We start from the raw sequence: 24,967 nt of genomic DNA on the forward strand, positions 1-24,967 counted from the left end.
AACGCCGCCGGCGTGGCCGCAAGAGTGAGGCTACAGGGCCGCGAGGATCGCCTCTACCCGGTCGCGCGCATCGCCGAACAGCATCGCGCTGTTCTCCCGGAAGAACAGCGGGTTCTGCACGCCGGCGTAGCCCGAGGCCATCGACCGCTTGAAGACGATCACGTTATCGGCGTCCCAGACGGTGAGAACGGGCATGCCGGCGATCGGGCTGCTCGGGTCTTCCGCGGCGGCCGGGTTGACCGTGTCGTTGGCGCCGATGACCAGGACAACGGCTGTGTCGGAGAAGTCGTCGTTGATCTCGTCCATCTCCAGCACGATGTCGTAGGGCACCTTGGCCTCGGCCAGTAGCACGTTCATGTGGCCGGGCAGGCGTCCCGCGACCGGGTGGATGCCGAACCGGACGTTGACGCCGCGGGCGCGCAACTTGCGGGTCAGATCGGCCACGGCGTTCTGGGCTTGGGCGACAGCCATCCCGTATCCGGGGGTGATGATCACTGAATCGGCCGAAGTCAGCAGCTCCGCAGCTCCCTCGGCAGTGATCTCCCGATGCTCGCCGTAATCCTTGTCTTCGGCCGGACCTGCCTCGATGCCGAACCCTCCGGCGATTACGGAGATGAACGAGCGGTTCATCGCCTTGCACATGATGTAGGACAGGTATGCACCCGAGGACCCGACCAGGGCGCCGGTGATGATCAGCAGGTCGTTGCTGAGCAGGAAGCCGGACGCGGCCGCCGCCCATCCCGAGTAGCTGTTCAGCATCGACACCACGACCGGCATGTCCCCGCCACCGATGGACGCGACCAGATGCCAGCCCAGCAGCAGCGCGAGCGCGGTCACGGCGGCCAGCAGCCAGATCGTCGGGTTGATCACGAACCACACCGTCAGGGCACCGAACAGCACGAGCGCGCCGACGTTGAGGAAATTCTTGCCGGGCAACATCATCGGCGCCGACTTGATCCGGGCCGACAACTTGAGGTTCGCCACGATCGAGCCGGTGAACGTCACGGCGCCGATGAAGACGCCGATGACGACCTCGGCCGAGTGGATGCCACCCAGGCCCTCCGCCCGCAGGGTGGCCGCCTCGGCGCCGCCGGGGTTGTGTTCGACGAACAGGTAGCCGTTCCAGCCGACCAGCACGGCGGCCAGACCGACGAACGAGTGCAGCAGTGCGATCAGCTCGGGCATGCCCGTCATCTCGACCACCCGGGCACGCCACAGGCCGATCGCGGCGCCGACGGCCACGGCACCGGCCAGCAGGGCCACGCCCAGCGACTCGATGTGCCCGTTGATCGCCAGCGCGATGGTCGCGGCCAGCGCTACGGCCATGCCGAAGATGCCGAAAGTGTTGCCGGCCCGCGACGTTTCATGCTTGGACAGCCCGGCCAGCGCCAGGATGAACAGCAGGGCCGCGACGACGTATGCCGCTTTGGCGGCGGTTTCTATCGTGAACAAGGGATGATCCTCCGATTGGGTGCGCAGGCTCAGCTGCGGGAGAACATGGCCAGCATGCGTCGCGTCACCGCGAAGCCGCCGAAGATGTTGATGCTGGCCAGCAGGATCGCCGCACAGGACACCACGGTGATCGGGAGGTTCTCTTTTCCGATCTGCAGCAGGGCGCCCAGCACGATGATTCCGGAGATCGCATTCGTCACCGACATCAGCGGGGTGTGCAGGGCGTGATGGACGTGGCCGATCACGTAGTAGCCGATCACGATGGCCAGCGCGAACACCGTCAGGTGCACCTGCAGGGCGGCCGGTGAGATCGCGATCAGGCCGAACAGCACCGCGGCGGCGATCAGAGTCGTCGTCAGCCGTCGCTTGTTGGACATCGGCTGCTTGGCGTGCGACTCCTTGGCCGGCGCCGCGGCCGCCGGCACGGCGGGGGCGGCAGAGACCTGTACCGGGGGCGGAGGCCAGGTGGATTCGCCGTCACGGACCACTGTCATGGACCGCTGGACCACGTCGTCGAAGTTCAGGACGAGCTGTCCGTCCTTCTCGGGCGTCATCAGCTTCAGCAGGTTGACCAGGTTGGTGCCATAGAGCTGAGAGGACTGCGCAGGTAGCCGTCCGGCCAGGTCGGTGTAACCGATGATGGTCACGTCGTTGTCGGTGAGGACGAGTTGGTCTTTGACCGTGCCCTCGACGTTGCCGCCGTTGGCGGCGGCCATGTCGACGATCACGCTGCCCGGGGTCATGGCGGCCACCATGTCTGCCGTGATGATCCGCGGCGCCGGTTTGCCGGGGATCAATGCGGTGGTGATGATGATGTCGACGTCTTGGCACTGCTCGGCGTAGAGCTGCGCCTCGCGGGCCTTGTAGTCCTCGCTCATCTCCTTGGCGTAGCCGGTGGCGGATACCTCGGCTTCGCTGTCGTCAACCGAAATATATTCGCCGCCAAGCGATTTCACCTGATCGGCGACCTCCGGCCGCGGGTCGGTGGCGCGCACGATGGCGCCCAGGCTGCCGGCCGCCCCGATCGCGGACAGGCCGGCAACCCCGGCCCCCACGACGAGCACCTTGGCCGGCGGCACTTTGCCGGCTGCGGTCACCTGGCCGGTGAAGAACCGGCCGAAGGCGTGGGCCGCTTCGATGACCGCGCGGTACCCGGCGATGTTGGCCATCGATGACAGGACGTCCAGGGACTGGGCCCGCGAGATGCGGGGTACCGCGTCCATGGCCAGCACGGTGATCTTGCGGGTGGTCAGTTTCTCGACCAGCTCGGGGTGCAGGCCCGGGGAGATGAGGCTGACCAGGGTCGCACCGTCGCGCAGGGCCGCGATCTCGTCGTCGTTCGGGGCGTTCACCTTCAAGACGATGTCGGCGGTCCATGCCTGCTCAGACGACCCGATGTCGGCGCCGGCTTCGACGTAGGCGCTGTCCAGGAAGCTCGCGGCGGCCCCGGCTTCGGATTCGACGACCACCGAGTAGCCGAGCTTGGTGAGTTGCCCGACGGTCTGCGGCGTGGCGGCAACACGCGTCTCACCGGAGAGAGACTCGCGCGGTATTCCGATGATCACTTGCTTGAAGTCCGTTCGGTCGGTTGAGCGCCAAGGGGTGCGCGTCTGCGTTCACAAATCGCCGCAAAGCCTACGGCACCGGTAGCCAAACCTAAGAAAACGGCTAGACCGAACGGGCTGTTCGGCGCTGCGGTTAGCCTTGCATGACCTGGTTCCGACGTCGGGGGAGAGTGGTGTCAGCGATACCTGTGATCGCGCTCACCGGTCATCTCGGGGCCGGCAAAACGACCCTGCTGAATCATTTGCTGCGCAGCCCGGGTACGCGGATCGGGGTTGTGGTCAACGACTTCGGCGAACTCAATGTCGACGCCGCGCTGGTGGCCGGCCAGGTCGACGAGCCCGCCTCGATCGCCGGCGGCTGCATCTGCTGCCTGCCCGACGACGGTGGGCTCGACGATGCGCTCGCCAAGCTCGCCGATCCCGCCCGTCGACTGGACGCCATCATCGTGGAGGCCAGCGGGCTGGCCGATCCGGTGTCGATTGCGCGGATCATCGGCTTCAGCAAGTTGGCCGGGGTCCGAAGCGGCGGCCTGGTCGATGTCGTCGACGCTGTCAACCACTTTGACACCATCGACCGCGGCGAACTGCCGCCGGTGCGCTATGGCGTGGCATCGCTGGTGGTGGTCAACAAGCTCGACCAGGTGCCCGAAGAGCAGCGGTCTGCGGTGCTGCAACGCGTCAGGGAACGTGTGGCGCAACGAAACCCACGGGTTCAGGTGGTGGGCACCACAGCTGGCCGGGTCGACCCCACGTTGCTGTTCGACCCGCTGGAATCGCAGGAGGAGACGGGGCAACTGTCGTTTCGGGAGTTGTTGCTCGACGCCGAGCACACCCACGACCACGTGCACGCCGATGCCGTTACCGTCACCAGTACCGGCTGTGTCGACCTCGATGCGCTGTTTGACCTGGTCGAACAGCCGCCCGACGGGGTATTTCGGCTCAAGGGTGTGGTGGGGGTGCGGCACGGGCGGTCGACCCGAACCTATGTCCTCAACCTCGTCGGGAGTGCCATTCACATTGCGAAGGCGCCGCCGCGGGCCGTCGGGAACTCTCTGGTGGCGATCGGCATGCATCTCGACGTCGCCGCAGTGCGCGCCGAACTGGTCCGAGCGTTAGAACCTGTCACCGCTGCGGCGTCGGCGGCGGCGCTGCGGCGGCTGCAGCGATACCGCCAGTTCAGCTGCTGAGCCTGGCCGGGTGGCGATCGGGCAAGATACGGGGCGATGTCATCCTCTCTCGGCGACGTGCTTGCCACCATGGAGCTGGCCCGCGTCGAGCCGTGGCTCTTCACCGGCCGGCAGCTGCCTGCTCCGCACAACCACATCCTCGGTGGGCATATCTCGGCTCAAGCCTTGTTGGCGGCGTCCTACACCGCGCCGGGCCGCGCGCCGCACAGTGTGCACACGTATTTCCTGCGCTCTGGTGACGCCAGCCGGACGGTGGACTTCGAGGTGGTGAATCTGCAAGAGGGACGGACGTTCTCGGCGCGCCGGGTGACCGCACGCCAGGACGACAAGATCCTTATGGAGGCGATGTCGTCGTTCAAGGTCGCTGATCCGGCGTCCGCTGCGGTCGCCTATCAGCCGCCGATGCCGCCGGCACCCGAGCCGGAGACGTTGCCCTGGGTGGCGCCGCACCTCGCCGAGTCCGACCCGAATTCGCAGGGGCGGTACGCCAGCCTGCGCTGGTTCGAGCGGCGCGTCATCGACAGTGAGAATCTGCCGCCGGCGCGGTCGGCGATGTGGTGGCGACCGGATGGCGAGGTTACCGACGATCCGGTGCTGACCGCCAGCCTGGTGGCCTACCTGTCCGCGGTGACACTGACCGAGCCGGCCTTCGCCGCGCACGGGGGAGTCGGGGAGTCGTCCCAGCGTGACCATTCGGTTTGGTTCCACTCGCCGGCGGTGTTGTCGGATTGGCTTCTCCTGCAACGGTCTTCGCCGAGTAGCGCCGACTCGCTCGCGTTGGCGAACGGGACGATGTTCAACCGCAACGGCGAGTTGGTGTGCACGGTGCGACAGGAGATGTACTTTCCGGCGCGACGGGGTTAGCGGTACAGAATCGTCACCACTGCGGGTAAGTTTTGCGCGCTCCGTGTGAACCGGTCCAACTCGTCTTCGCTAAGCTCGCCGCCGGCGAGGATGAGCTCTATCTGTGGCAAATTGCCTGTGGCGCTTACTCTTACGTCCGACACGCGGCGGAATTTTCCGGCGAGCGCCACGACGGTGTTAGTGGTCTCGGTGATATCAGCGGAGCTTTGCCGAGATGCGGCGCGGCTTTCGATGTGTGAACGGGTGAGCAGCGCCGGGCAGTTCAAAATCTCGGCGCCCGCCGCGAGAAACTTCTGGCACCACAAATGCCCCATCTGGGTTGACCAATCGGGTGGCGGAATCGACGGCGCGGAACGCGAATTGTTCAGTGCCGCTTGCACGAAGGGCCCGAGAACATCACCGAATGCCGCGGCGTACGGCGCTTCGGCATCCTCTGCGGGCAACAGCCAAGGCGCCACCGCATCCACCAGGTCCGAGGCATGCTCGGCCGCAAGGTATTGGCCGACTGCCAGGGGAGCCACCGGTCGGCTGGCGACACCGGCGTACTCGAGGATCTTCCTGCCTTGGGGCGTATCACGCCGCGCTTCCACCTCGCGCAGGTCAAGTGAACATGACGCCACTCGCCGATAGTCGGACGCCATCTGCTCCAGGAAGAGCTGTGCTGTCATCTCCGGGTTCGCCCGCTGTTCAGTCAACGTGCCCGACGGCAGCAGCGGACGAGAGAAACGGTCGACGCGGTCGAGCTGGCCATCCCAGGCCAGCGAGGCGGCCGAGACCACGCGGACCATCTCCGACTCCTGTGGGTCGCGCGTTAACGGGAGGTGTTTGACGATGCCGGCGCGCAATCTGCGCACCTCGTCCTGCAGTGTCCGCGGCGGATCTTCCGGCGTCATTCAAAGTCCCAGGATCGTTGAAATCGCGGCAGCCAGGTCAGGCAGACCCGCCCTGAGAAAGTCGAGCTGATCCTCCTCGCGTTGATCTGCTTTGTCGGTCAACGCATCCGATGCGACACGCAAGACAAGCACGCGCTCACACAAGCCCAGCGCGCGCATCGTGGACGCGATACCGAAGGACTCCATATCGACGAGTATGGGCTTGGCCGTCAGTTGCGAGTGGAGCGCAAGCGCCAGTGAGTAAGTCCAATTCTCCTTGGCGTAGACGGGGCTGCCCGAGGGCGAATTCAATGGCGCCGGTGCGAGACCCGGCGAAATCTTGATCACTTTGTCGGTGGCGAGCACGTGAGCGTCGGGAACGTCCAACCCCCATACGGACCCGGGAGCGCCCGCTGCCCCTGCCCGCAACTCGATGGCCTCGAGCGGGGCTTGCTCGCTAGGTTGCGTACGCACGATCCATTTGTTCTGCAACTGCACGACTTCACCCTCGGCCGAAGCGGCCACCACTCCCAACGACAGGTAGGAGACCTTCTCCGCGCGGAATACCTTGCCGACCAGCCTGCGGTCGAGGGTTCCGCAGCAACCGTAGAAGACGTAGTAGTCGGCCCGATTCTCCCGGGTCGATCTGCTGAGAGCGGCCGCGGCGACGACATTCCCCTGGGCGCTCAAGGCATGGTGCTCAAGCCGGGCGGACCTGCCGTCAGAAAGGCGGCCCTCCAACGCTTCGTCGCCCGGTCCGGCCGGCGCCCATATGGAGGTTCCGAACGTCGGCAGGTCGACGCAGAGGCGAGTCAGCAACTCCGTCACCGCCGTCGCTTCGTTCCTGGTGAAGGTGAATAGCGCCACCGTCACATCCGCCACGGCGTCATCGTAAACCCGCGTGAATAGCTGTTTGCTGGTGAAGTCCGGGGTCTAACCTGGAATCGGAGTGACTTCCGACAGGTCAGAAAAGAGGGCAGTCCAATTGTCCGTTCCACTGAGGTCTGTATCGGCTACCTTGCTCGCCGCATGTGGGCTGGCCGTCGCGCCGCTTGCGCATGGCGACATCATCCGGATTCCCGTGCCCGAATTGCCTTGTGATCTGCCGGTCTCCAGTGGCTTGATCATCTGGCAGCACGGTCCCGGCGTGCCGGATCGCGCGATATTCGCCAACCCAGCAGACATCTATAACTGCCGGCCGACGCTCGATACCTGGCGTGCGGGCCAGCCGACCGGACCCGGTTACTGTTCCAAGATCGCTTGGTCGGCCGACAATCCCGGCTACATCCCAGGCGTCACGCCGGCCGCTCCGTTGAGGAAAGTCATCGACCAGGTGGGCGACTGCTGATCGCTTGGGAGGCGACGAACTCGTGCGAATCCGCACTTATCAGTCCTAACAATTACGTCGTAGACGCAGCGTTCGAGTAGCGCTTGGCTGTAGGTACTCGGTTATCGAACTCTTCCCTTACCAGGAGATCCCGATGCGACTTCGTCCTATTCCAGCCGACGATTTGGATACCCAGCAACGTGAACTGCACCGAGACATGTCGGAAGTCATTGACGCGCACTTTGGTGATCTGGTCGCACGCCGCAGCGACGGGGCACTGCTCGGCCCATTCAACGGCTGGCTTCATTTTCCACACTTCGGTGGGCCGGCCTGGACCCTGAACAGGTCGCTGTGGGAACACGCGGTGTTGCCGGGTCCGATTCACCAGCTCGTGATCCTGGTGACCGCAGCGAAATTCGGCGCGCGCTATGAAATGTACGGCCACGAATACTTCGCAGCCCAGGCTGGGCTCGCCCCGAACAAGATCGCGACAGTCGCCGGCGGCGAACGGCCGGTCGATCTGACTCCCGACGAATGCGTGGCTTACGACATGGCCCGCGCACTGAATCGCGGAGGGCCACTGCCGGAGTCGACCTACCAGGCGGCCGTCGCCCGGCTGGGCGAGTCCGGTGCCGCGGAGATAACTTTTCTGGTCGGCTGCTTTTCGCTGGTTGCCGTCACGCTCAACGCTTTTGAGGCCTCTGTTCCCGGACGTGAAGAGCCCATCTTTTAAATCATCGGCCTCGGGTCGTCCCTATCAGTGTGAAGAACTTGTGGGACGGGTCATCTGGACCCGGGCTGCCCGTCGGTGTGTCGCGGGTCATTGGATGGCTGAAGCTTCCTGCAATCGAGGGATCGTTCACCTGTACCCAGTCCGTCACGATCTGCCGCTCGGCGATTTTCCAGACACCGAGCCGCTTTTCGTACTTGTCCAGATAGCGGCCGCCGATGACCACGTCGGAATCTCCGGCGCCGATAGCGATGGTATGCGTAGCGATGCTGTAGATCTCGCCCTCCGCGTAGCTCCCGCTGACCGCGAAGTTCGTCGTGGTGACGTGATGCTGCATCGAGCGAATGAACCTGCGAGACTCCGCGAGTGTCTGAATGAAGTCGGCTACCGGACCGGATGAGAAGGCACCGTGCTCATCCTGAGCATCGTCGTGATAGAGGTCGCGCAGCGTCTCGAGATCGCCGCGGTCGACCGCGCGGCAGTATGCCTGAACAAGCTTGTTCAGCGCGTGCTCGTCCAGGATCGCGGCAAGGACATCTTCGGGTGACGGCATGCGTTGACGGTAACCGAACTCTGCTTACGGGGCCGAATGGTGCAGCGGCGCAGAACAATTGCGTCACAGTGACGAATGGCGTGATGCAACCTGTCAGATGATTCTGGTTGGCGGCAGGTGGGGGGGTTGGTCGAAGGCGATCGGAAGGCGGGCGTCGAGTCAGCGCGGTCCGCGGTCTCCGCGGGGCGGCGGCGCCGAAGAGGCGAGCGTTGGCAGTCGTTCCACACCCAAGTCGATGTTATGGCAAGACCGTGATGGCTTGCTGCAAGTTTGCATCGCTTCATGCAACGATGCATGATAACATGCGATTATGCCTAAGACTGTCCAAATTCGGGACATTGACGACGAGGTGTACGCCGGCTTGGTGCGCCGCGCCGCTGATGAAGGCATCACCGTGCCGGAGTTGTTACGGCGCGAAGCGGTGCGCCTGGCAGCCCGGCCTTCGGTGTCGCAGTGGTTGTCTCGCATCAATCGACGGCCGTCGACTGTGTCGACTGCTGAGGTGCTTGCGACGTTGGACGAGTGGCGTGGCGAGTGGCCCGATGCTGGTCGTTGATGCTTCGTGTCTATTCGAGGTCGTGGCGGATACGCCACGGGCGGCGGACATCGCGGCGCGCCTGGCCGCCGATACCGATCAAATTGCCCCGCACATCGTAGATGTCGAAGTGATGGGGGTTATTCGCGCTCAGTACTTGCAGTCCAGGCTCGACGGCACTGCCGCGGCACAAGCGGTAGCCGACTTGCGTGATTGGCCAGGCGAGCGTTTTGGGCATCGGTGGTTGCTTGAAAGGGCATGGGGGCTGAAGGACTCGGTGCGGGGATGGGATGCGTTTTACATCGCGTTGGCGGAGGCATTCGATGCGACGCTCTTGACGATGGACGCGCGCCTAGCCCGCGCGCACGGTCCCGTCTGCAACATTGAAGTGGTCGGTGCACGCGTGTCCGTTCTCATTGAATCTGGGGCACATTTACTAGTCTGACCTGCATTGCCCCAGATTGGATGAGAATTTCGATCGCGACGTTTCTCATTGAATCTGGGGCAACCCTGCTTCCGCGCCCGGCTGCGAGCGCAGCAGGGTAGCCGGAATGGTCTCCTGTCGATTCCGTTGGCTCGGGTACGTCTTCGGTATAACTACTGTGATCGTGTCTCTCGTGACACACGATCATGATTCTGTGGTGCGCTCGCTCGTGTTGGTAGTTCGGGTGCCGGCTGCGGCCTTTGAGCACCTTGGCCACCGCCCGTTTTAGATTGTCATAGCGGATACGGGCCGGGACATCACCAAAGTGGTTGAACGCCAACACATGCCGATGCAGGAGCGCCTCCTGGCCCTGAGTGGTGAAGTTGCTCCGAGCTAGAGGGCGAACGCTCCGCCTTTGATGAGGATGAGGGCCCCGATTGTGATCAGTGCAACGGGCAGAACGATGTGGCCCCAGCGTGAGAGTGCTTTGGCGATGATCGGGTGGGAGGCGAAATATCGGCCGGCCGCGCACCAGATGGCCACACCGATGAGGAACACGATGATGTAAACACCGATGGTGGCGATCGTTGAGACGGCGAAGATCGGAACGTACACGCCGATGTTGTCGCCGCCGTTGGCGAAGGTGATGACTGCGACCTGCCAGGTGCCAGGCGTCAACAGTGTTGCGGGATCATCGGTCGGCGCCGGTTGGGTGCGGCGATCCCGCCAGGCCAGCCATGCCGCCCGCAGCCCCAACACGATGGGCAGCAGCCCGAAGTACGGCAGTGCGGCTGGAGGAAGCAGCGTGGCACCCAGGAGTGCGCCGCCGACCGAAACTGCCAAGATGGCGGTGAAGCCGAGGTACTGACCGGCGGTCACTCGGATGGCTGCGCCACGATGACCGGGCGCCTGGCCGAACATCACCGCGAGGACCACGATGTCGTCGATATTGGTGATGGCGAAGGTGGCGATCGCCTGAACGAGTGTGGCTGGGCTCAGCACGGCCAATGCGACCAGCTTCGAGTGAAATCCCACCGCATCGGGTGAGCCTACTGCTCAGCAGGCCCCGCGCTCCCGCGCACCAACGACCTCCAGTGGGGCGGAAATTCATGACGACTGCCGGGGTCAACGGACTTGACGAAATACATGCCTCCGGTGCCACGGAGGTGGCTCCTAGAGGTATCGACATACGTCATCGGCGCTGCATGATTCCGGGTCGACGCTTTCGGCGCCCTGCCGCAGCCGGGCGATGGTCTCGCGCAGTGCCACCAGTGCGCTGATCTGCTCGTCGAGGTCGGTCAGTCGGATGTCGAGCAGGTCGCGCACGTGCGTGCACGGCGCGTGGCCGCTGTCACGGATGTCGAGGATCTGCCGAATCTGGGCGAGGCTGAACCCGGCGGCCTGTCCCCGTCGGATGAAGCCGACCCGGGCGATCGTGTCGGCGGCATAGTCGCGATATCCCGCCGGGGAACGTTCGGCGGGCGGGAGCAGGCCTTCGTCTTCGTAGTAGCGCAGCGTCGCGGTGGTGGCCCCGGTCGCCTCGGCGAGCTTCCCGATTCTCACGATGTCTCCTCAGAACACTTGACCTTCAAGCCTACTTGAAGGTCAAGGATGGGTGCATGAGTCAGGGATTGGACCTCGCGGTCATCGGTTCCGGCGGCGCGGCGATGGCCGCGGCGATCCGCGCTACCGCGCTCGGCAAGTCCGTCGTCATGATCGAGCGCGGCATCTTCGGTGGCACGTGTGTCAACACCGGCTGCGTGCCGTCAAAGGCCCTGATCGCAGCGGCCGAGGCCCGGCATACCGCAGCCGACACTGCCCGGTTCCCGGGGATCGCCACCACGGCCGGCCCGGTGGACATGGCGGCCCTGATCGCCGGCACGCACGATCTGGTGGAGTCGCTGCGCTCAGAGAAGTACCTCAACGTGGCCGAATCGTATGGCTGGCAGCGCATTCAGGGCCAAGCGCGGTTCGCCGGAACCCCGGACGCGCCCGTCATCGAGGTCGGCGATGCCACCATCGAGGCCGAGCACTACCTGATCGCCACCGGCGCGAACCCAGTCATCCCGCCCGCATTCGAGGGCGTCGCCTACCTGACCTCGACCACCGCGATGGAAGTCACCGAGGTCCCGGAGTCGCTGCTGGTGATCGGCGGCGGCTACGTCGCGTTGGAGCAGGCGCAACTGTTCGCCCGGCTCGGGTCAACGGTGACGGTGCTGGTCCGCTCCACGCTGGCATCGAAGGAAGAGCCGGAAGTCGGCATGGCGCTGCTGGAGGTGTTCGCCGACGACGGCATCCGGGTGGTGCGCCGCGCCACGGTGAGCGAGGTCGAGCAGGCCGACGATCAGGTCACGGTCACCGCGACCATCACCGGCGGAACGCAGCAGTTCCGTGCCGCGAAAGTCCTCGTCGCCACCGGCCGCCGTCCGAACACCGACGGCCTGAATCTCGAAGCGGTGCAGGTCAAAACCGGCGAGAACAACGAGGTCGTGGTGAGCGACGGGCTGCAGTCGTCGAACCCACGGATCTGGGCGGCCGGCGACGTGACCGGGCACCGCGAGTTCGTCTACGTCGCCGCCCATCACGGCGCGATGGTCGCCGACAACATCTTCACCGACGCCGGCCGCAGGGTCGACTACCGCCATCTGCCCCGCGTGACGTTCACCAGCCCCGCGGTCGGTGCGGCCGGGACGACCGAGGCCGAGCTCCTCGCCGCCGGGACACGGTGCGACTGCCGGGTGCTGCCGCTAAAACATGTGCCGCGTGCGGTGGTCAACCGAGACACCCGCGGTTTCATCAAACTCGTCGCCGACGCCGGCACCGGCCGCATCCACGGCATCACCGCCGTCGCCAAGGATGCTGGCGAGATCGCCGCCGCCGCGGTCTACATCCTCGACGCCGCGATGACCGTCGACCAGGTCGCCGGGTCCTGGGCCCCGTATCTGACCATGGCCGAAGGCATCAAAATCGCCGCCCAGTCCTTCAGCGCCGATATGTCCCGACTGTCCTGCTGCGCATCCTGACGCATGGCTCACTCGAAAGGTTCCTGATGCCCAATTTCCTTGACCGCCTGACCATTCCGGAAGAGTCCGGGCTCGACCCGACGATGCTGGTGCCGTTGCTGCGGCTGCTCGCCGCCGGCGAGCCGGTCACCGTGGAGGCGCTCGCCGCGGCCGTCGGCCTCCCGGTTGACGAGGTGACCCGGCGTCTGGCCGCGGTACCCGACACCGAATACGACGAGCAGGGCCGCATCGTCGGCCAGGGCCTGACCCTGCGCCCGACCCGCCACCGATTCACCGTGGCCGGCCAAGAGCTCTACACCTGGTGCGCCCTGGACACCCTCATCTTTCCCACCATCCTGGACCGGCCCGCCAGCATCGAATCCGAATCACCCGTCAGCGGGCACCCGATCAGGGTCTCGGTCGGCGAAAACGGTGTCACCAGCGTGCAGCCCGAGACCGCGGTGGTCTCGCTGGTCAACCCCGACGACCTCACCTCGATCCGGTCCTCATTCTGCAACCAGGTGCACTACTTCACCTGCGCGCAGGACGCCGCGCCGTGGCTCGCCGAGCACCCCGAAGGTCAGATCGTCAGCGTCGCTGAGGCCCACCAACTCGGCGCAGCCCTGACCACACAAATCCTTACCCAGCTCCATACCCCGCCAACTGCCCACCCCGGCTGCTGCAGCTGACCAGCCGCACCCAACCTGATGAGGAGAAATCAATGAATCAACGTCCACGAAGAAATCCCGTGCTGCTGGGTGCGGCAGCGGTGCTGGTGACGGCCCTGTGTTGCGCCGCGCCAGTCCTGATCGCCGGCGGCGCGCTCGCCGCCGTGTGTGGACTGCTCGAGAATCCATGGGTCATCGGGGCAGCCGTCGCGCTGCTGCTGGCGGCTGTGGTCGCCTTCGCCCGCCGCGGTCAACGCGGCGATCACTGCTGTCCCGCCGACAGCCATTCACCCGCGACGCACACGCTCGACGACCTGACGAAAGGAAGCATCGACAATGTCTGAAACGCGTTCGTTTACACCCCACAGGTGGGCGGGCGTTACGGCTGTGATGCTGGCAGCGGGCGCGCTGACCGCGTGCGGCCAATCGGCCACAACCAGCAATCCGACCTCACCGCCACACGCCAACGCCACAACCCAGGCGACGGCGGCGACACTGACCACGGTGGACGGCAAAACCGTCGAACTGCCCGCTGCCGCCCCGACCGCGATCCTGTTCTTCTCCTACGGGTGCGGCGAATGCGTCGGCGGCGGTAAATCCCTGGCCGCTGCTCGGGCGGCCGTGGAGAAAGCCGGAGGCAGCGCCAAGTTCCTAGCCGTCGACATCGTCCCCACCGAGAAACCCGCCGATGTTCGCCACTTCCTGGACCAGATCGGCGGCACCAGCCTGCCCGCGGTCGTCGATACTAACGGGGCCCTGACCAGCCGCTACCAGGTGACCGCGCCGACCACCGCCCTCGTCATCGACCCGTCCGGGCAGATCAGCTACCGCGGCCACGCCCCGTCCCAGGATCAGATCCTGGCCGCCCTCGGCAGCAGCGCCGCACGGTGAACCTGCTCGCGCTCGCGTTTACCGCTGGCATGCTCGCCCCGGTCAACCCCTGCGGGTTCGCGCTGCTACCGGCGTGGATCACCGGCACCATCGCCACCGGCGGCACCGATGCGGTGCTCGTGCGGCTGGCCCGGGCACTGCGCACCGGGGCCGTCCTGACCATCGGGTTCACCGGCACCCTCACCCTCGCCGGTATCGCGATCAGTGCCGGTGCCCGGACCCTGGTGACGGCTGCTCCCTGGCTCGGGATCACGATCGGGCTCACCCTGGCCATCTTGGGCGGCTTCATGCTCACCGGCCGCACCATCGGTCTGCGTATGCCTGCCCGGACGCGTCATCGGCCGGACTCCCCAACAGCCGGTGGTGTGCTCGCGGCCGGAATCGGCTACGCCCTGGCGTCACTGTCCTGCACCTTCGGGGTACTGCTCGCGGTGATCGCCCAGGCCCAGGCCACCAGCGGATGGGGCGGTCTGCTGGCAGTGTTCACCGCATACACAGCCGGTGCCGCCACCATCTTGATGCTGGTCAGCGTCGGCACCGCCATCGCCGGCACGGCCCTGACCCGGCATCTGGGTATCCTCGCCCGCCACGGGACCCGCGTCACCGCCGTTGTCCTCATCGCCACCGGCGCCTACCTCGCGTGGTACTGGCTGCCCGCGGCCACCGGGCACACCGCCAGCGGCGGCAACCTGCTCACCGGCTGGTCGGCCACCGCGACCGGATGGCTGCAGGACCACGCCCTCCCGGCCAGCGTCATTGCCGCCTTCGCTGTGGTGGTCAGCGCGGTGGCCGCGTACTGGACCACCCACCGCCGGCCAATCACCGGCAAGCAGCGCCGCCGGTGATGATTCACCGGCCGATACACCCAGCCAGATACCACTGTCCCTAACGATTAGAAAGCCGATAGATACAACCGTCGGACACAGTCAGATGCACACCACAAGTGCCTTACTGATAAGGCACATTCAAGACTGCCGACCCCTAAGCGCGACACGCCAGTTCTGCGCCGTCTGAGCGTGTCGTCAATACGGCAGTGGCGAATAGGCGTCGGTACTGCGCCCATTGCTCGACGGGGGTGGCGTCGGCATGGTGGGCGCCGGTGCGTTCGTTGATGCGGTCGAGCAGTAGCGTCGGCCAGGCGGGTTCCGTTGGCGTCCTGGGCTGTTCAACCCGAGGGCGAGCTGTGAGCAATGTTGCGGCTACGGCGATCACATCGGGGTAGGCCACCACGTGCGCTTCTAGGCCATTCTGCAGAATCCCCGCCGCCACGTGACGCTCTGCGTGAGCCCAGAAGACCAGGATGTGGCGGGCGTCGCCCAAGGCGTCATGAAGGTCGACCTCTGAATACTGACGGGCCAAGCGCCGATGCGTGCGCCCGGCACTGAGCACCGTGGGCCGGTCACGAAGATCCACCTGGTCGTCAAGAACGCGCGTTGGTGAACCGATCCAGCGTCGGTGACGGTGGCATACGGAGACATGTGCAGGCAGGTAGCAGTAGACGGGTTCGTGTATTCCCTTGCGTGCCATACATCTTTGACACAAAGGGCGGCGGAGATATTGCTTGAGCGCGGTGGGGTCGCCAGCAAGCCCGCAGAGACGGGACCGGATTACCTGCTCAGGTTGGCCGCTGACGACGGCCAACCAGTCCGGTCGCGGCCGGGCTGCGCATGATTCGGCGACATGGCCGCGCAGTGTGGAGACGCCGATATGGTTGGCGCGGGCCAGCCTGTCGATGTAGGACGATACGGCTTCCCAACGGAACGGTGCGATCGTTCGCGGGAGCCGCTGGCGTGGTCCGCGCGGCCACGGCCTGACAGTTGCCACGTCAGCTGGCCGTGCGGGCCGCGGCCGTGTGGGCGGCGTAGTCGATCAAAATATCGTCCATGGCCTCGCGGGTGATGTGCTCGGTGCCGTCGAGCATCGCTTGGATTGCTGAAGCCCGGATCAAGTGGGCCAGGCTGCCGATCATCCCGCCGGTGCGGCGGTGCAGGTAACGGGCCTGGGCGACAAGGCTTCCCGGTTCGTGTCGATGCAGACGCAAGGTACCTTCCATGGCGGCGACGAGTTGTCGCCACTCCTTGGCGTCGGGGAATGCGCTGGTGTGGATCACCCCGCAACGGCCGGCCAACTGCCGTCCCCGCGTGCCGGTGAACAGCCCCGAGCGTTCCACTTCGATCCCGGCGTAAACGAATGTCGCAGGCAGATGCTCGGTGAAGTATTTGAGGTGGTCGGACAGTTCTTCGCCGGCGCGGGTGTCGAGGTTGAGGTTGTGGATTTCATCGACCACCACGATGTCGGTACGGGCATCGATGAGCACCTGGCACACGGCATCGGAAATATCGGTCACGTTCATCCGCTGATTGAGCGTGGGAAGCCCCAGAAACCGTGCGAACTCCATCGCCAACTTGCGGGGCGACCCTTTCGGCGGGGCCGTCACATACACCACCGGAATCCGGCTCTCATCGCCGGGAAACCTTGCACGGGTGCGCAATTCGTGAAACCGACCCAGTTGCTTGATCGCCGTAGTTTTCCCCGTCGCTGCCCCGCCGGAGATGATCAGCCCGCGCCGGGCCCCGATCTCGCGCTGGTTGAGCAATGTCAACAGCCGGCCCTGATGGGTGATCGCTTCGATCGCCGACGTGGTGACCACCACCAGCTCCGAATGATGCGCAACCCGGGCCTCGTTGTAGGCCGTCCGCTCGTCCTCACCGAGGCTGGCCCACTCGTCGTCGGCGAGCAACGTGAACTCCGGCGGATCGGCATCAACAAAACGCCGCCAGCCCTCCAGCGTCGTGGTCGGCTGGCGGCGATCCTCTAACTGACCCACCGCCGCAATCTCGGTCACAGTCGCCACGTTTGGGCCTCCTTGCGTGCATCAAACACCGGCAGGGGTATGACCTCCGCCATCTCGCCGTCATCGTCGAAAGTCTCGTTGTCGGCGGCCCGTTCCGACGGTGACGGGCCATGATGTTCGGATGATTCCGTCGGGTCCGGCCAGTCCCGGCCGGCGCTCGCGGCGCTGGTCCGTCCAGTCACTCGGCGCTCGGCTTTCGTCTGCTGCTGCGGCCCAGCGGCGGCGCGGTCCAGCAAGTCCTCCGCGATGGCCGCAATCTCCGCTTCCTGGGTCTTCTGGGCCCCTCTGCGGTCGGCTACGGAGCGGGCGTGGCGCCACAGTGTCTCGCCGAACGGCACCGGCGAGGACCGAAGGTGCGTCCACGTCGCGGCCAGCCATCCGTCTTCGTGGTGATTGCGCACCCAAATCCTCGACACGTCATACGGGTCGTAGTGCACTTCCCACTGTCCGTTACGGGCATCGACCCCGGAATGCTGGCGCCGGTATGGGTTGAGCGCCTTGGCGTCATAGGTGCGATGGTTGATCCGGACCCCGTAACTGTTGATTGTGCGCCACTGCACGGGAAGCAATTCGATATAGTCGTCGGCGTCCAGTGGGACCGGTACATAGCCAGCCACCTCAACGAGGGCAGTGTATTTCTCGTTGGGAGACAACGCTTTCCCCGGCGTCACCGGATCCCGCAGGCCATCGTGGGGGCGGTTCTGCCACACCGCGATGATCCACTCGTCCAGCAGCGCCTGCAGCTCAATCATCGACCACACCGCGTCGTCCTCGGCGTTTTTCCCACGCCGCTCCACCGATGAACCGACGTAACCGGCCACGTACTGTGCGAACAGGGTGCCCACCGACTGCAATGTCCGCTCGATCTTCGGCTTATCGGTCGGGCAGTCGGGATGAGCCGGCTGCAGATTGATCCCCAATGTGCAGCACGCTTGCCGAAATGTTTGGGACAGATACGCTTTCCCGTGATCGCAGACGATCGTCTCGGGAGCGATCACCGGCCTGGCCGCAGCATCGGCCAGGCGCTGATCGACACTGGTCAGGCTGTGGTGCGGAAGTACCGACCGGGACATCCGCAGCGCATCGGCCCATCCCGGGCGCATCGGTTCGGGCGTCAATGCCCGCGCCAAGAGCAGTGACGCGTCCACTGCTTTGGTCGTCGGTCGCAGCACCGCGGCCGGGATGGACCGCGTAGCGTTGTCGACCATCGCAGTCAGCTCGACTCGGTCTACCATGCCGTCATCGAGCACTACCCGTACATCCAGAAGGGTTGAATCGATTTCCACCATCTCGCCGGGGCGCACCACGGTGATCGACCCGAATGGGCCATCGGGCTGCTTGGACAGCGATCGCCGCGTCCGTGCTGACCCGAACGTGTGCCGTCCTTCCGCGAGGCGCTTGACCAGCCGGTAGAAGGTGGGCTGCGACGGCATCGCGGGCGCGTCGTCGGCACCATAGGTGGCCACCAGCGTCTTGGCGACCCGCCGTTGCAGACGCTGCACCGTTCCCGTTGACAGGTCGGTCTCGCCCTCGATCGCATCCCGCACCGCGGCGACGACACGGTCGTCCACACGGCCGAATACCGCGCGCCGCCGATTATGGCGCCCGTCAACCACTCCCAGGAGCCCGTCCCGTTCGTAGGCAAATCGGCGACGCTGCAACGCATTCCGACTCACGTCGTGGCCGGCGGCACGCAGCTCGTCCAACTTGGCCAGCTCACGCTGCCGCAGAGATCGTTTCGCCGTGTCGAACTCTGGGCGGGGACGAATGCCCGCGGCCGTCCCAGGCGGGCGGCCGCTGAGGATCTCCACGATGTGGCGCTCCCACCACCGTGCTTGCTCGACGGCTGCCTCGGGAATGCCAGCCAGCATTTCCTCAGAACACAGTGGCGGTCGCGACCCCGACACCAATTCCAATGCCGGATCAACCATCAGCTGCGAGAGCGGCACCACAATCTGCTCGCCGACAGCGTCAACCAGTCGAGCTGATCCGCCCGACAGGGTTACGACGGTGAAAACACCTGCTGATAAACGGATTTCGTCTCCCTCTCGGACGACACCCGTTCGCACGTCAGGTCACCACCCGGTCCCGAGGCCAATCGCCGTGTCGTCGCCAAGTGCCGCTCCTTGCAGATCGGCAACTAAACGGCCGTGCCAGAGCAGATGAAACAGTACGGGCAGCACCACCAAAGGAGTCCCGACCGCGTGCACACCAGCCATCAACGGACGGACCCGAGCGAAGACCTCCGCCAGTTGATCAGCCAAACCGATCTTCAATACTCGCGGATGCCGATAACCCGATAACCAACGTAGATTCGCCCGCAGCACTGGATCGAGGGAACCGACACGCAGGTAATCCCAACCGACCATCGCGCACGTGGCGGCAGACCGATCGAACACGTCCCGATCAGCGTCAGAGATCCGGTCGTCCTCACGAACGTCGACTACGACGACAGATCCATCGCGGCGCCGCACGAAGTAGTCAGGAGCATGCCGCGTGCCGTCACGCCAATGAATCCAAAATGGTTGCGACAGAACACCAACAACATCCGGATCGGCATCCAACGCCATCAACTGGTCACGTTCTACCCAGGACTCGTGACCTACATGTGCGCCGGTTGTGGCGAACCACCACAGCCCGGGAAAGTTACGCTGACCTCGAAACGAGGGGAAATTCCGCACTGGTGAACAGTCCAACTCAAACCGGGTTGCAGCACATCGGTCCAGCGATTGCCGCGTGCATCCCTCGCGGGTGTTGAACTCCAAGTCCACTGCACTCGCTACACCTGGCCCAGCCGAAACAGCCGACGTCAGCACACATAAACGCTAAGCCTCGTGCCCCAGATTCAATGAGAAAGACACGCACTTACCCCAGATTCAATGAGAATGCCCCAGAATCAATGAGAACGGACAACGCGCGTGACTCTCAAACCTGACTGCCAGCCAGCAGCGGGTAGGCGCAAAACTGCGCCGGGCCTAATTCGTCACTGTGACGTTTTAGTGTTGTGGACGCCCCGGTGCGACAAGATTGCGGCGATCGCCAGGCACCGGCCGGGCGCCCGCGTAAGCCCCGCACGGGAAGGCACGTAACGGGTAATAGGCGGCGGTGATTGGTCGCGCGGTTCGGCGCCTTCATAGTGCGGCGCGGACGACCGGCGTCCGACGCCGAGAGTGCTCAAATTAGCTGCTCGCGCGGGGCGCGCACGCGTGCCTCTCCGATAACTCCAGTTCCCCGTTTTGCCGATAAGCGACATTATGTCAAGTTGTGAGTTGGTAATCGCAAGTAGCGCGAATACGTCTCCTGGCCCATCTGCTTGGACGAAAATGGCCGCATAGGGGCGGCGGCGCCCCATGAACCGGACTACCGTCGAAAATTCGGGGCTCTGGGTAAAGAGGTAGCCATGTCGAAGCGATACCGAGAATATGTGCCAGCCCTGCTACGCGGCATCGTGATGCCAGGCAACGGTCGACAGGGCGCGGTCCCCCTGTTGGCCAGGCATCACCAGTCATGGCTGAATCGGCAATCCGTCAAGTCCCAGTGTGCTGACGCGTGACCATCGAGCGCAGACCGTAGTCGGCGGCATCCGCACCAAGCATCCGGACTTCGGGGTCGTCACCGGTGTCGTCGAATCGGGCGGCAGGTTGTGGATGGGCACTATTGCGTTCCCAGCCGTCGCGTACACCAATGTGCCGGCCAAGCGCCAGTACTCGGCCCCAGCGGGGATCTGCTAACACAGTTCACCGCTCATCAACCCATCGGGCACGTAGCGGGTGTCTTTCCGCGATAGATGAAACGCTCGCTGGGTGGGTATCGGCTGCGGTGGAAGCGAAATCGTGGCGACTGCGACATCGTTGGCGAACAACCTACGCAGCGGCCCATCCGGGGTCGGGATGGTGCCCCCGAAGTTCGGTTTCGCTACAACACACAAGGTGCTACAAATGTGCTACATTGATGTGCATGGAGACTGTTGGGATCCGCGAACTGCGCCAGAACGCTTCGCAGGTCATCGAGGCGGCCGAGAATGGAACGACCTACCGCGTCACCAACCATGGCAAGGACACAGGTGTGGTCATCACCAGGCAATCGCACGCCGCGCCTCCTGAGCAAAGAACCGGAGCCACGCTCGAACAAATCGCAAAGTCCGGCGTATACGACCAGCCAAGGCCGGCCGGGTACGAACAGGCACTCCTGGAAATTGTCGAGCGCGGACGCGACGAAGCGGGCCGAATCGGCAATCGATGAACATACACCTGGATACCAATCTGTTGATTCAGCGGCCCCGATGGGAACTCCTGCCGCCTGGCGACCATCAACTCTTCGTTTCTGCAATCGCCTTCGCCGAGTTCAGCGAAGGCACAACACATTCCGACCCCGCAATCGCAGCTCGCGCCGCACTCGATCTGATCAAATTGCGCAATGCCTACGGAGACGGCCTGCCGTTCGCCCAACGCGAGGCCGACGTGTACCGGGAACTGTGCGCCACGGTGGTCAAAGCGGGACGTACACCTGGCGGTCGGCGGCGAGTAGACGTGATGATCGCGGCTGTGGCAGTCGCGAACAACGCGGCCCTAGCCACCCGGAACACCACCGACTTCGCCGGGCTCGAAACCGTGCTTGACGTGATTGCACTTTGATGAATGGACCCGGCACCAGCCCACCCGGACGAAAAAGGTGACGTGTCTTTACCCGCCATGCGGCACGAGGTTGCAGTTCGACGGAAATCGTCAACGCCTCAACTGCACGCCGCTTCCTCGAAGGCGCGCACCCGGCGTGTGGCGCAGCGCACCGTTGCCGCCCTTTCCGCCCCATCCCCCGAGCCGCCGACGCCGCCTTTGCCTTGGCACGCTGATTTTCGCTACTCAGCTGCGCCGACAATCATTCTGCTAAAGCAACCGGGCTGATATTTGCGGCGCCATGGCGATTGGTTGGCGCCTTCACCGTCACCATCGGGACCCGCAGTTTCTGATCGACACGAAGAACGCGGGGTGGATACTTGAGCTAGCCAAAAACGGATAACTCGACTTGGCAACCAGTGGTACTTTTTCATGGCCATAGATAAACGGACGACATCGTCGTCCAATGAGTTGAACTGGGGCGAGTAATGGTCGATCGCCGCGCTCACAACCGATGGCCAGGGGCGGGATCGAGCCCACCCGAAAAGCGGAAGGTCGGCGCAAGAATTTCCCAAGATGACCCCAGTACGCTCTCGTTTGCAAGCTATGAGATAGCTGCTGACACAGATGTATCAACCTAGAAGAGGAGCGGAGATGCGCAGCAGAAAAGTCATAAAAACTACGCACGGCCGCAGGAGATTACTTGCCAGGTCGCTGATGTCGGCAGGCGTCGCCGTCGCTGGACTCGTCCTCACTCCGGCAATCGCGCACGCCGACGGCAGCGCCAAGGGCCCCCTAACCTGGTGCCCCGGCCAGGACCCGGCCTCCGTCGGCTCTGGGTCCTACCGGCCCAACTGGGACTGGAACGTCTGCCACACCTATTGGTGGGTGTACGGCGTACCGGGGAATGTGTCCAACGGCGTCTGGGAAGGTGAGCTGCCGCCGCCAGGCATCCCGTTGGCGAACCTGTCGCGTCCAGCCGTCAACTGCGGGCTGTTCTACTGCCAGGATCCGGGCGGCCCCTACACGGTGGATCCGCGCATCCCCGCGCCGTAGTCCGTATTTGCGAGTTCAACGCCGGCGAGCGTTGCCATGATGACGGAAACCACGCCTCCCGAAGGTGGCGGTGCATTGACCGCCACTTTCGGGCCAGTCATTCCGGCGTCGGGGAGAAAGCCGCACCCGTCACCGCGGCGAGGATCCCGTCACTGAGACGACACGGCCCCGCTTCATCAGACGCGTGTGAACCGCGGCGCTGGCCCCGGTTGGAACTGAACAATCGGGCCGGTGCTTCCGTTCGCGCCGTAGGCTCAGGTCGTGTACAGCGTGACCCTTGCTAGCGCCGCGTCAACGGCGGCGTTGACGGCGGGGCTGGCGGCCTACGCGGGGTTGATCTTGGCCGCTATCGCGATGGCGATCTACGACGCCCGGCGGCACCGACGGAACCGGGCGATCGCCGCCGCAGTAGTGGTTGGGGTGTTGACCCTGGGCGGGCTGGTTATCGCGATCTTCAGCAGTGTTGCGTAAACCCGTCACAACGCGGTGGAACCAGATCTGGTCCGGCCGCTGGTGGCGATCTGGCCATCAGCCCCAACGGGTTTCATTGCCATGCTCACGACTGGGCGGCGCGCACGCCGCGCTTTGCGGCCTCCGCGGCGAAAGCCCTCCGGGGTGCGCGCGCTGGCGGCATTGGGCCGTGGCACGCCTCGGCAGGCGTGCTCGGCCAGTGGTGTCGATGCGCCGGATCAGCAAATGATGAACGCCGCAATCGGTTTCGTCGTCGGTCCGCCGGCGAAGCCCGGGCGCCGTCACCCCATCGTCAAGATCGCGCCCGCGGAGAGACCCATCAGCGCTACGAGGGATACCAAAATCATGGTGATCGCCGCGCGCACGATCTCTTCTTCGGTAAGTCGCCAGCGCGGCTTCGGTTCGGCGGGAACGGTGTCCCCTTCACAGCCAATTGCGTTGATGCTTGCGACCGCCGAGATGAAATCTTCATGCTCGTAGGCCGTGTATTTCCCGATTGGGTCGTACGTGCCGATTGCGGTGGTCATAATTCCAGCCCCCCAGGCTTGCGGATGCCGATAGGCGTGATGGTGGGTCGAGCGCTCCTCGTATGTCCAAAGATAAGAGCGCGAAGTCGCGATTGCGGTAACGATCCCTAACGGTCACAGCACAGAGTCGTGCGCCCTGACCACCGATAATCGGCTGGCAGATCCACGCATCCTGCGGGCTTGCCCTCCGGTACGCTCCGGCGGTGGACAACGAGACCCTGCCGACCGACCCGTCCGGCCTGGTGCGCACGTTCGAGCCGCCGCCCGACCAGTTGGTGCTCGACGGTCGCTACCGTTTCGGCACCTACAACGGCCGGATCGCACGGATCAACCCACTGGACGTGGTCACGGCCACCGGTGCTCTTGGTCGCCTGCAGCGCGCCGCGCGCAGCGCCCGCCTCAAGGAGTGGGAGGCATTCCAGCTCGGTGACGACTCGATATTCGTGCTTGGCGCCGTGTACGACACGAAGTCGATCTCGCTGCTGCAAGTGCTGGTCGTCGACAAGCAGGCGGCCACGATCCGTCGGTGGGAACAGAAGGTGCCGACCTCGATGGTGCACGTCGCTCGCGGCCTGGACCACACCCGGTCCCACGGTCACGTCGGACGCTTCTCGCTGCAGGTGTCCAACGAGATGGACGCGGGCCTAGTCGCGGTGGACGCCAGCCACCCTGGGCGCGGTGCGCTGCCGCCGCTGGAACTGCACGGCGCCGGGCGCTGTGGACCGGGAGAGGCGGGCCACCTGGTGATCTGTCACCCCTTCGCCGACGATCGTGCGCTGTACTCGCACAAAACGATGATGCCGTTCGCCGGCACGCTCCGCGTCGGCGCCGAGCAGACAGTTCTCGACCCCAACCGTTCGTTCATGATCCTCGACGACCATCACGGGGACTACCCCTCGCCTATGCGTTACGACTGGGTGACCGCAGTGCGCCGCAGCGATGAGGGCCGGATCGAGGGTTTCAACCTGACCGACAACCAGGTGTGCGACCCCCAGCGCTACAACGAGAACGCGGTCTGGCTCGGCGACCGGGTCCACCGCCTGCCCGCCGTCCACGTAGAGCGGCCCGACGGGCCCTGGGGTACCTGGGTGGTGCGGGATTCCGACAGGTCGGGGCAGGTCGAGGTGCGGTTCACGCCGACTGTCCGCTCCGAGCTGCACGCCGGCCCGCGCCGCTCGCTCGCCGAGTATTACGGCCCTTTCGGCTGGTACGAGGGACGCATCCACACCGACGATGTCGACCTTTCGGTCGATGGCATGTTCGGCATGGGCGAACAGAAGTTCATCCGCGTTTGAATGAAGGCAGCGCGGGAGTGGGCGCCACCGCTGCACGTGGCTTGAGTCCAACGGCGCTTCGGAGGCCGTAGTCAGCGGTGC

The 24,967-nt window shown here is 64.8% G+C and carries 29 protein-coding genes; 17 read left to right on the top strand and 12 right to left on the bottom strand.

What is annotated here, in order from left to right:
* Positions 1-30 precede the first annotated feature (30 nt).
* Both pntB and ACNQS7_RS01935 read right to left on the bottom strand, forming a co-directional pair.
* On the bottom strand, positions 31-1,452 hold the full coding sequence (pntB, locus tag ACNQS7_RS01930; protein ID WP_055576698.1) for a Re/Si-specific NAD(P)(+) transhydrogenase subunit beta: 1,422 nt from the start codon (positions 1,450-1,452) through the stop codon (positions 31-33).
* 29 nt (positions 1,453-1,481) lie between these two features.
* On the bottom strand, positions 1,482-3,017 hold the full coding sequence (locus ACNQS7_RS01935; protein ID WP_418011203.1) for a Re/Si-specific NAD(P)(+) transhydrogenase subunit alpha: 1,536 nt from the start codon (positions 3,015-3,017) through the stop codon (positions 1,482-1,484).
* A 173-nt stretch (positions 3,018-3,190) separates the two neighbouring features.
* On the opposite strand from ACNQS7_RS01935, the gene ACNQS7_RS01940 reads away from it, so the two are divergent.
* Both ACNQS7_RS01940 and ACNQS7_RS01945 read left to right on the top strand, forming a co-directional pair.
* On the top strand, positions 3,191-4,204 hold the full coding sequence (locus tag ACNQS7_RS01940; RefSeq protein WP_418011204.1) for a CobW family GTP-binding protein: 1,014 nt from the start codon (positions 3,191-3,193) through the stop codon (positions 4,202-4,204).
* Positions 4,205-4,240: 36 nt separating this feature from the next.
* Positions 4,241-5,068 carry an acyl-CoA thioesterase gene (locus ACNQS7_RS01945; protein WP_418011205.1) on the top strand — a complete coding sequence of 276 codons (828 nt, stop codon included), beginning with the start codon at positions 4,241-4,243 and terminating at the stop codon, positions 5,066-5,068.
* Here ACNQS7_RS01945 and ACNQS7_RS01950 read toward each other — a convergent pair.
* On the bottom strand, positions 5,065-5,961 hold the full coding sequence (locus tag ACNQS7_RS01950) for a hypothetical protein (protein ID WP_418011206.1): 897 nt from the start codon (positions 5,959-5,961) through the stop codon (positions 5,065-5,067). The two genes, ACNQS7_RS01945 and ACNQS7_RS01950, sit on opposite strands and share 4 nt — an antisense overlap.
* A complete protein-coding gene (locus tag ACNQS7_RS01955) occupies positions 5,962-6,822 on the bottom strand; it encodes a hypothetical protein (RefSeq protein ID WP_418011207.1) in 861 nt (286 codons plus the stop codon). It abuts the gene before it with no gap.
* A 103-nt stretch (positions 6,823-6,925) separates the two neighbouring features.
* Here ACNQS7_RS01955 and ACNQS7_RS01960 point away from each other — a divergent pair, with 103 nt between their 5' ends.
* On the top strand, positions 6,926-7,288 hold the full coding sequence (locus tag ACNQS7_RS01960; protein WP_418011208.1) for a hypothetical protein: 363 nt from the start codon (positions 6,926-6,928) through the stop codon (positions 7,286-7,288).
* Positions 7,289-7,421: 133 nt separating this feature from the next.
* Positions 7,422-8,000: a carboxymuconolactone decarboxylase family protein gene (locus ACNQS7_RS01965; protein ID WP_418011209.1), complete on the top strand. Its 579-nt coding sequence runs from the start codon at positions 7,422-7,424 to the stop codon at positions 7,998-8,000.
* A gap of 1 nt (position 8,001) precedes the next feature.
* Here the strand turns inward: ACNQS7_RS01965 and ACNQS7_RS01970 are convergent, their stop codons facing one another.
* Entirely contained in the window at positions 8,002-8,550 is a 549-nt protein-coding gene (locus tag ACNQS7_RS01970) for a nuclear transport factor 2 family protein (RefSeq protein ID WP_418011210.1), read from the bottom strand.
* Between the two features lie 310 nt (positions 8,551-8,860).
* On the opposite strand from ACNQS7_RS01970, the gene ACNQS7_RS01975 reads away from it, so the two are divergent.
* Together ACNQS7_RS01975 and ACNQS7_RS01980 are read left to right on the top strand one after the other, a co-directional pair.
* Positions 8,861-9,106 carry a hypothetical protein gene (locus tag ACNQS7_RS01975; protein WP_065137461.1) on the top strand — a complete coding sequence of 82 codons (246 nt, stop codon included), beginning with the start codon at positions 8,861-8,863 and terminating at the stop codon, positions 9,104-9,106.
* On the top strand, positions 9,093-9,530 hold the full coding sequence (locus tag ACNQS7_RS01980; RefSeq protein WP_418011211.1) for a type II toxin-antitoxin system VapC family toxin: 438 nt from the start codon (positions 9,093-9,095) through the stop codon (positions 9,528-9,530). Before ACNQS7_RS01975 ends, ACNQS7_RS01980 begins: the two co-directional genes overlap by 14 nt.
* A 372-nt stretch (positions 9,531-9,902) precedes the next feature.
* Here the strand turns inward: ACNQS7_RS01980 and ACNQS7_RS01985 are convergent, their stop codons facing one another.
* Positions 9,903-10,544 carry a cadmium resistance transporter gene (locus ACNQS7_RS01985; RefSeq protein ID WP_079481877.1) on the bottom strand — a complete coding sequence of 214 codons (642 nt, stop codon included), beginning with the start codon at positions 10,542-10,544 and terminating at the stop codon, positions 9,903-9,905.
* A gap of 138 nt (positions 10,545-10,682) precedes the next feature.
* On the bottom strand, positions 10,683-11,072 hold the full coding sequence (locus ACNQS7_RS01990; RefSeq protein ID WP_005148625.1) for a heavy metal-responsive transcriptional regulator: 390 nt from the start codon (positions 11,070-11,072) through the stop codon (positions 10,683-10,685).
* Positions 11,073-11,128: 56 nt separating this feature from the next.
* Between ACNQS7_RS01990 and merA the strand changes: the two genes are divergently transcribed.
* Genes merA through ACNQS7_RS02015 form a run of 5 tightly spaced genes read left to right on the top strand, consistent with a single transcriptional unit; the run spans position 11,129 to position 14,915 of the window.
* Complete coding sequence (gene merA, locus ACNQS7_RS01995; protein WP_005148655.1) at positions 11,129-12,532, top strand: mercury(II) reductase; 1,404 nt, start codon at positions 11,129-11,131, stop codon at positions 12,530-12,532.
* A gap of 26 nt (positions 12,533-12,558) precedes the next feature.
* Complete coding sequence (gene merB, locus ACNQS7_RS02000; protein WP_005148656.1) at positions 12,559-13,200, top strand: organomercurial lyase MerB; 642 nt, start codon at positions 12,559-12,561, stop codon at positions 13,198-13,200.
* A 32-nt stretch (positions 13,201-13,232) separates the two neighbouring features.
* A complete protein-coding gene (locus tag ACNQS7_RS02005) occupies positions 13,233-13,523 on the top strand; it encodes a hypothetical protein (RefSeq protein WP_005148657.1) in 291 nt (96 codons plus the stop codon).
* Positions 13,516-14,070 (top strand): TlpA family protein disulfide reductase, encoded by a 555-nt coding sequence (locus ACNQS7_RS02010; protein ID WP_005148658.1) that lies wholly within the window; start codon positions 13,516-13,518, stop codon positions 14,068-14,070. Before ACNQS7_RS02005 ends, ACNQS7_RS02010 begins: the two co-directional genes overlap by 8 nt.
* Positions 14,067-14,915: a cytochrome c biogenesis CcdA family protein gene (locus ACNQS7_RS02015; protein WP_005148659.1), complete on the top strand. Its 849-nt coding sequence runs from the start codon at positions 14,067-14,069 to the stop codon at positions 14,913-14,915. Before ACNQS7_RS02010 ends, ACNQS7_RS02015 begins: the two co-directional genes overlap by 4 nt.
* A 136-nt stretch (positions 14,916-15,051) precedes the next feature.
* Here ACNQS7_RS02015 and ACNQS7_RS02020 read toward each other — a convergent pair whose 3' ends face one another.
* From ACNQS7_RS02020 to ACNQS7_RS02035, 4 genes are all read right to left on the bottom strand, one after another.
* Positions 15,052-15,483 carry a hypothetical protein gene (locus ACNQS7_RS02020; RefSeq protein WP_225503056.1) on the bottom strand — a complete coding sequence of 144 codons (432 nt, stop codon included), beginning with the start codon at positions 15,481-15,483 and terminating at the stop codon, positions 15,052-15,054.
* A 412-nt stretch (positions 15,484-15,895) separates the two neighbouring features.
* Positions 15,896-16,924 carry an ATP-binding protein gene (locus ACNQS7_RS02025; RefSeq protein WP_005148661.1) on the bottom strand — a complete coding sequence of 343 codons (1,029 nt, stop codon included), beginning with the start codon at positions 16,922-16,924 and terminating at the stop codon, positions 15,896-15,898.
* A complete protein-coding gene (locus ACNQS7_RS02030) occupies positions 16,912-18,876 on the bottom strand; it encodes a Mu transposase C-terminal domain-containing protein (RefSeq protein WP_005148662.1) in 1,965 nt (654 codons plus the stop codon). Before ACNQS7_RS02030 ends, ACNQS7_RS02025 begins: the two co-directional genes overlap by 13 nt.
* Before the next feature lie 123 nt (positions 18,877-18,999).
* Positions 19,000-19,740 carry a TnsA-like heteromeric transposase endonuclease subunit gene (locus ACNQS7_RS02035; protein WP_011894084.1) on the bottom strand — a complete coding sequence of 247 codons (741 nt, stop codon included), beginning with the start codon at positions 19,738-19,740 and terminating at the stop codon, positions 19,000-19,002.
* Positions 19,741-20,463: 723 nt separating this feature from the next.
* On the opposite strand from ACNQS7_RS02035, the gene ACNQS7_RS02040 reads away from it, so the two are divergent.
* From ACNQS7_RS02040 to ACNQS7_RS02060, 5 genes are all read left to right on the top strand, one after another.
* Entirely contained in the window at positions 20,464-20,655 is a 192-nt protein-coding gene (locus ACNQS7_RS02040) for a hypothetical protein (RefSeq protein ID WP_418011212.1), read from the top strand.
* A gap of 220 nt (positions 20,656-20,875) precedes the next feature.
* Positions 20,876-21,166 carry a type II toxin-antitoxin system Phd/YefM family antitoxin gene (locus ACNQS7_RS02045; protein ID WP_418011213.1) on the top strand — a complete coding sequence of 97 codons (291 nt, stop codon included), beginning with the start codon at positions 20,876-20,878 and terminating at the stop codon, positions 21,164-21,166.
* Complete coding sequence (locus tag ACNQS7_RS02050; protein ID WP_418011214.1) at positions 21,163-21,558, top strand: PIN domain-containing protein; 396 nt, start codon at positions 21,163-21,165, stop codon at positions 21,556-21,558. Before ACNQS7_RS02045 ends, ACNQS7_RS02050 begins: the two co-directional genes overlap by 4 nt.
* 696 nt (positions 21,559-22,254) lie before the next feature.
* Positions 22,255-22,593, top strand: coding sequence for a hypothetical protein (locus ACNQS7_RS02055; protein WP_418011215.1), 339 nt, complete (start codon positions 22,255-22,257; stop codon positions 22,591-22,593).
* 261 nt (positions 22,594-22,854) lie between these two features.
* Positions 22,855-23,064 (top strand): hypothetical protein, encoded by a 210-nt coding sequence (locus ACNQS7_RS02060; protein WP_418011216.1) that lies wholly within the window; start codon positions 22,855-22,857, stop codon positions 23,062-23,064.
* A gap of 281 nt (positions 23,065-23,345) precedes the next feature.
* Here the strand turns inward: ACNQS7_RS02060 and ACNQS7_RS02065 are convergent, their stop codons facing one another.
* Positions 23,346-23,591, bottom strand: coding sequence for a hypothetical protein (locus tag ACNQS7_RS02065; RefSeq protein ID WP_418011217.1), 246 nt, complete (start codon positions 23,589-23,591; stop codon positions 23,346-23,348).
* Between the two features lie 203 nt (positions 23,592-23,794).
* Between ACNQS7_RS02065 and ACNQS7_RS02070 the strand changes: the two genes are divergently transcribed.
* Positions 23,795-24,886, top strand: a complete 1,092-nt coding sequence (locus ACNQS7_RS02070; protein ID WP_418011218.1) for a DUF2804 family protein — start codon at positions 23,795-23,797, stop codon at positions 24,884-24,886.
* Positions 24,887-24,967: the final 81 nt, after the last annotated feature.

Source organism: Mycobacterium sp. 23 (genome assembly GCF_048287075.1).
Classification (GTDB): domain Bacteria; phylum Actinomycetota; class Actinomycetes; order Mycobacteriales; family Mycobacteriaceae; genus Mycobacterium; species Mycobacterium gordonae_B.

Excerpts from the sequence above, each read along its gene's own strand:
- ACNQS7_RS02010 (WP_005148658.1), top strand. The coding sequence starts at position 13,516 with ATGTCTGAAACGCGTTCGTTTACACCCCACAGGTGGGCGGGCGTTACG.
- ACNQS7_RS01980 (WP_418011211.1), top strand. The coding sequence starts at position 9,093 with ATGCTGGTCGTTGATGCTTCGTGTCTATTCGAGGTCGTGGCGGATACG.
- ACNQS7_RS01970 (WP_418011210.1), bottom strand. The coding sequence starts at position 8,550 with ATGCCGTCACCCGAAGATGTCCTTGCCGCGATCCTGGACGAGCACGCG.
- ACNQS7_RS02045 (WP_418011213.1), top strand. The coding sequence starts at position 20,876 with ATGTGCATGGAGACTGTTGGGATCCGCGAACTGCGCCAGAACGCTTCG.
- merA (WP_005148655.1), top strand. The coding sequence starts at position 11,129 with ATGAGTCAGGGATTGGACCTCGCGGTCATCGGTTCCGGCGGCGCGGCG.
- ACNQS7_RS01975 (WP_065137461.1), top strand. The coding sequence starts at position 8,861 with ATGCCTAAGACTGTCCAAATTCGGGACATTGACGACGAGGTGTACGCC.
- ACNQS7_RS01950 (WP_418011206.1), bottom strand. The coding sequence starts at position 5,961 with ATGACGCCGGAAGATCCGCCGCGGACACTGCAGGACGAGGTGCGCAGA.
- ACNQS7_RS01965 (WP_418011209.1), top strand. The coding sequence starts at position 7,422 with ATGCGACTTCGTCCTATTCCAGCCGACGATTTGGATACCCAGCAACGT.
- ACNQS7_RS02065 (WP_418011217.1), bottom strand. The coding sequence starts at position 23,591 with ATGACCACCGCAATCGGCACGTACGACCCAATCGGGAAATACACGGCC.
- merB (WP_005148656.1), top strand. The coding sequence starts at position 12,559 with ATGCCCAATTTCCTTGACCGCCTGACCATTCCGGAAGAGTCCGGGCTC.
- ACNQS7_RS01945 (WP_418011205.1), top strand. The coding sequence starts at position 4,241 with ATGTCATCCTCTCTCGGCGACGTGCTTGCCACCATGGAGCTGGCCCGC.
- ACNQS7_RS02005 (WP_005148657.1), top strand. The coding sequence starts at position 13,233 with ATGAATCAACGTCCACGAAGAAATCCCGTGCTGCTGGGTGCGGCAGCG.
- ACNQS7_RS02050 (WP_418011214.1), top strand. The coding sequence starts at position 21,163 with ATGAACATACACCTGGATACCAATCTGTTGATTCAGCGGCCCCGATGG.
- ACNQS7_RS02055 (WP_418011215.1), top strand. The coding sequence starts at position 22,255 with ATGTCGGCAGGCGTCGCCGTCGCTGGACTCGTCCTCACTCCGGCAATC.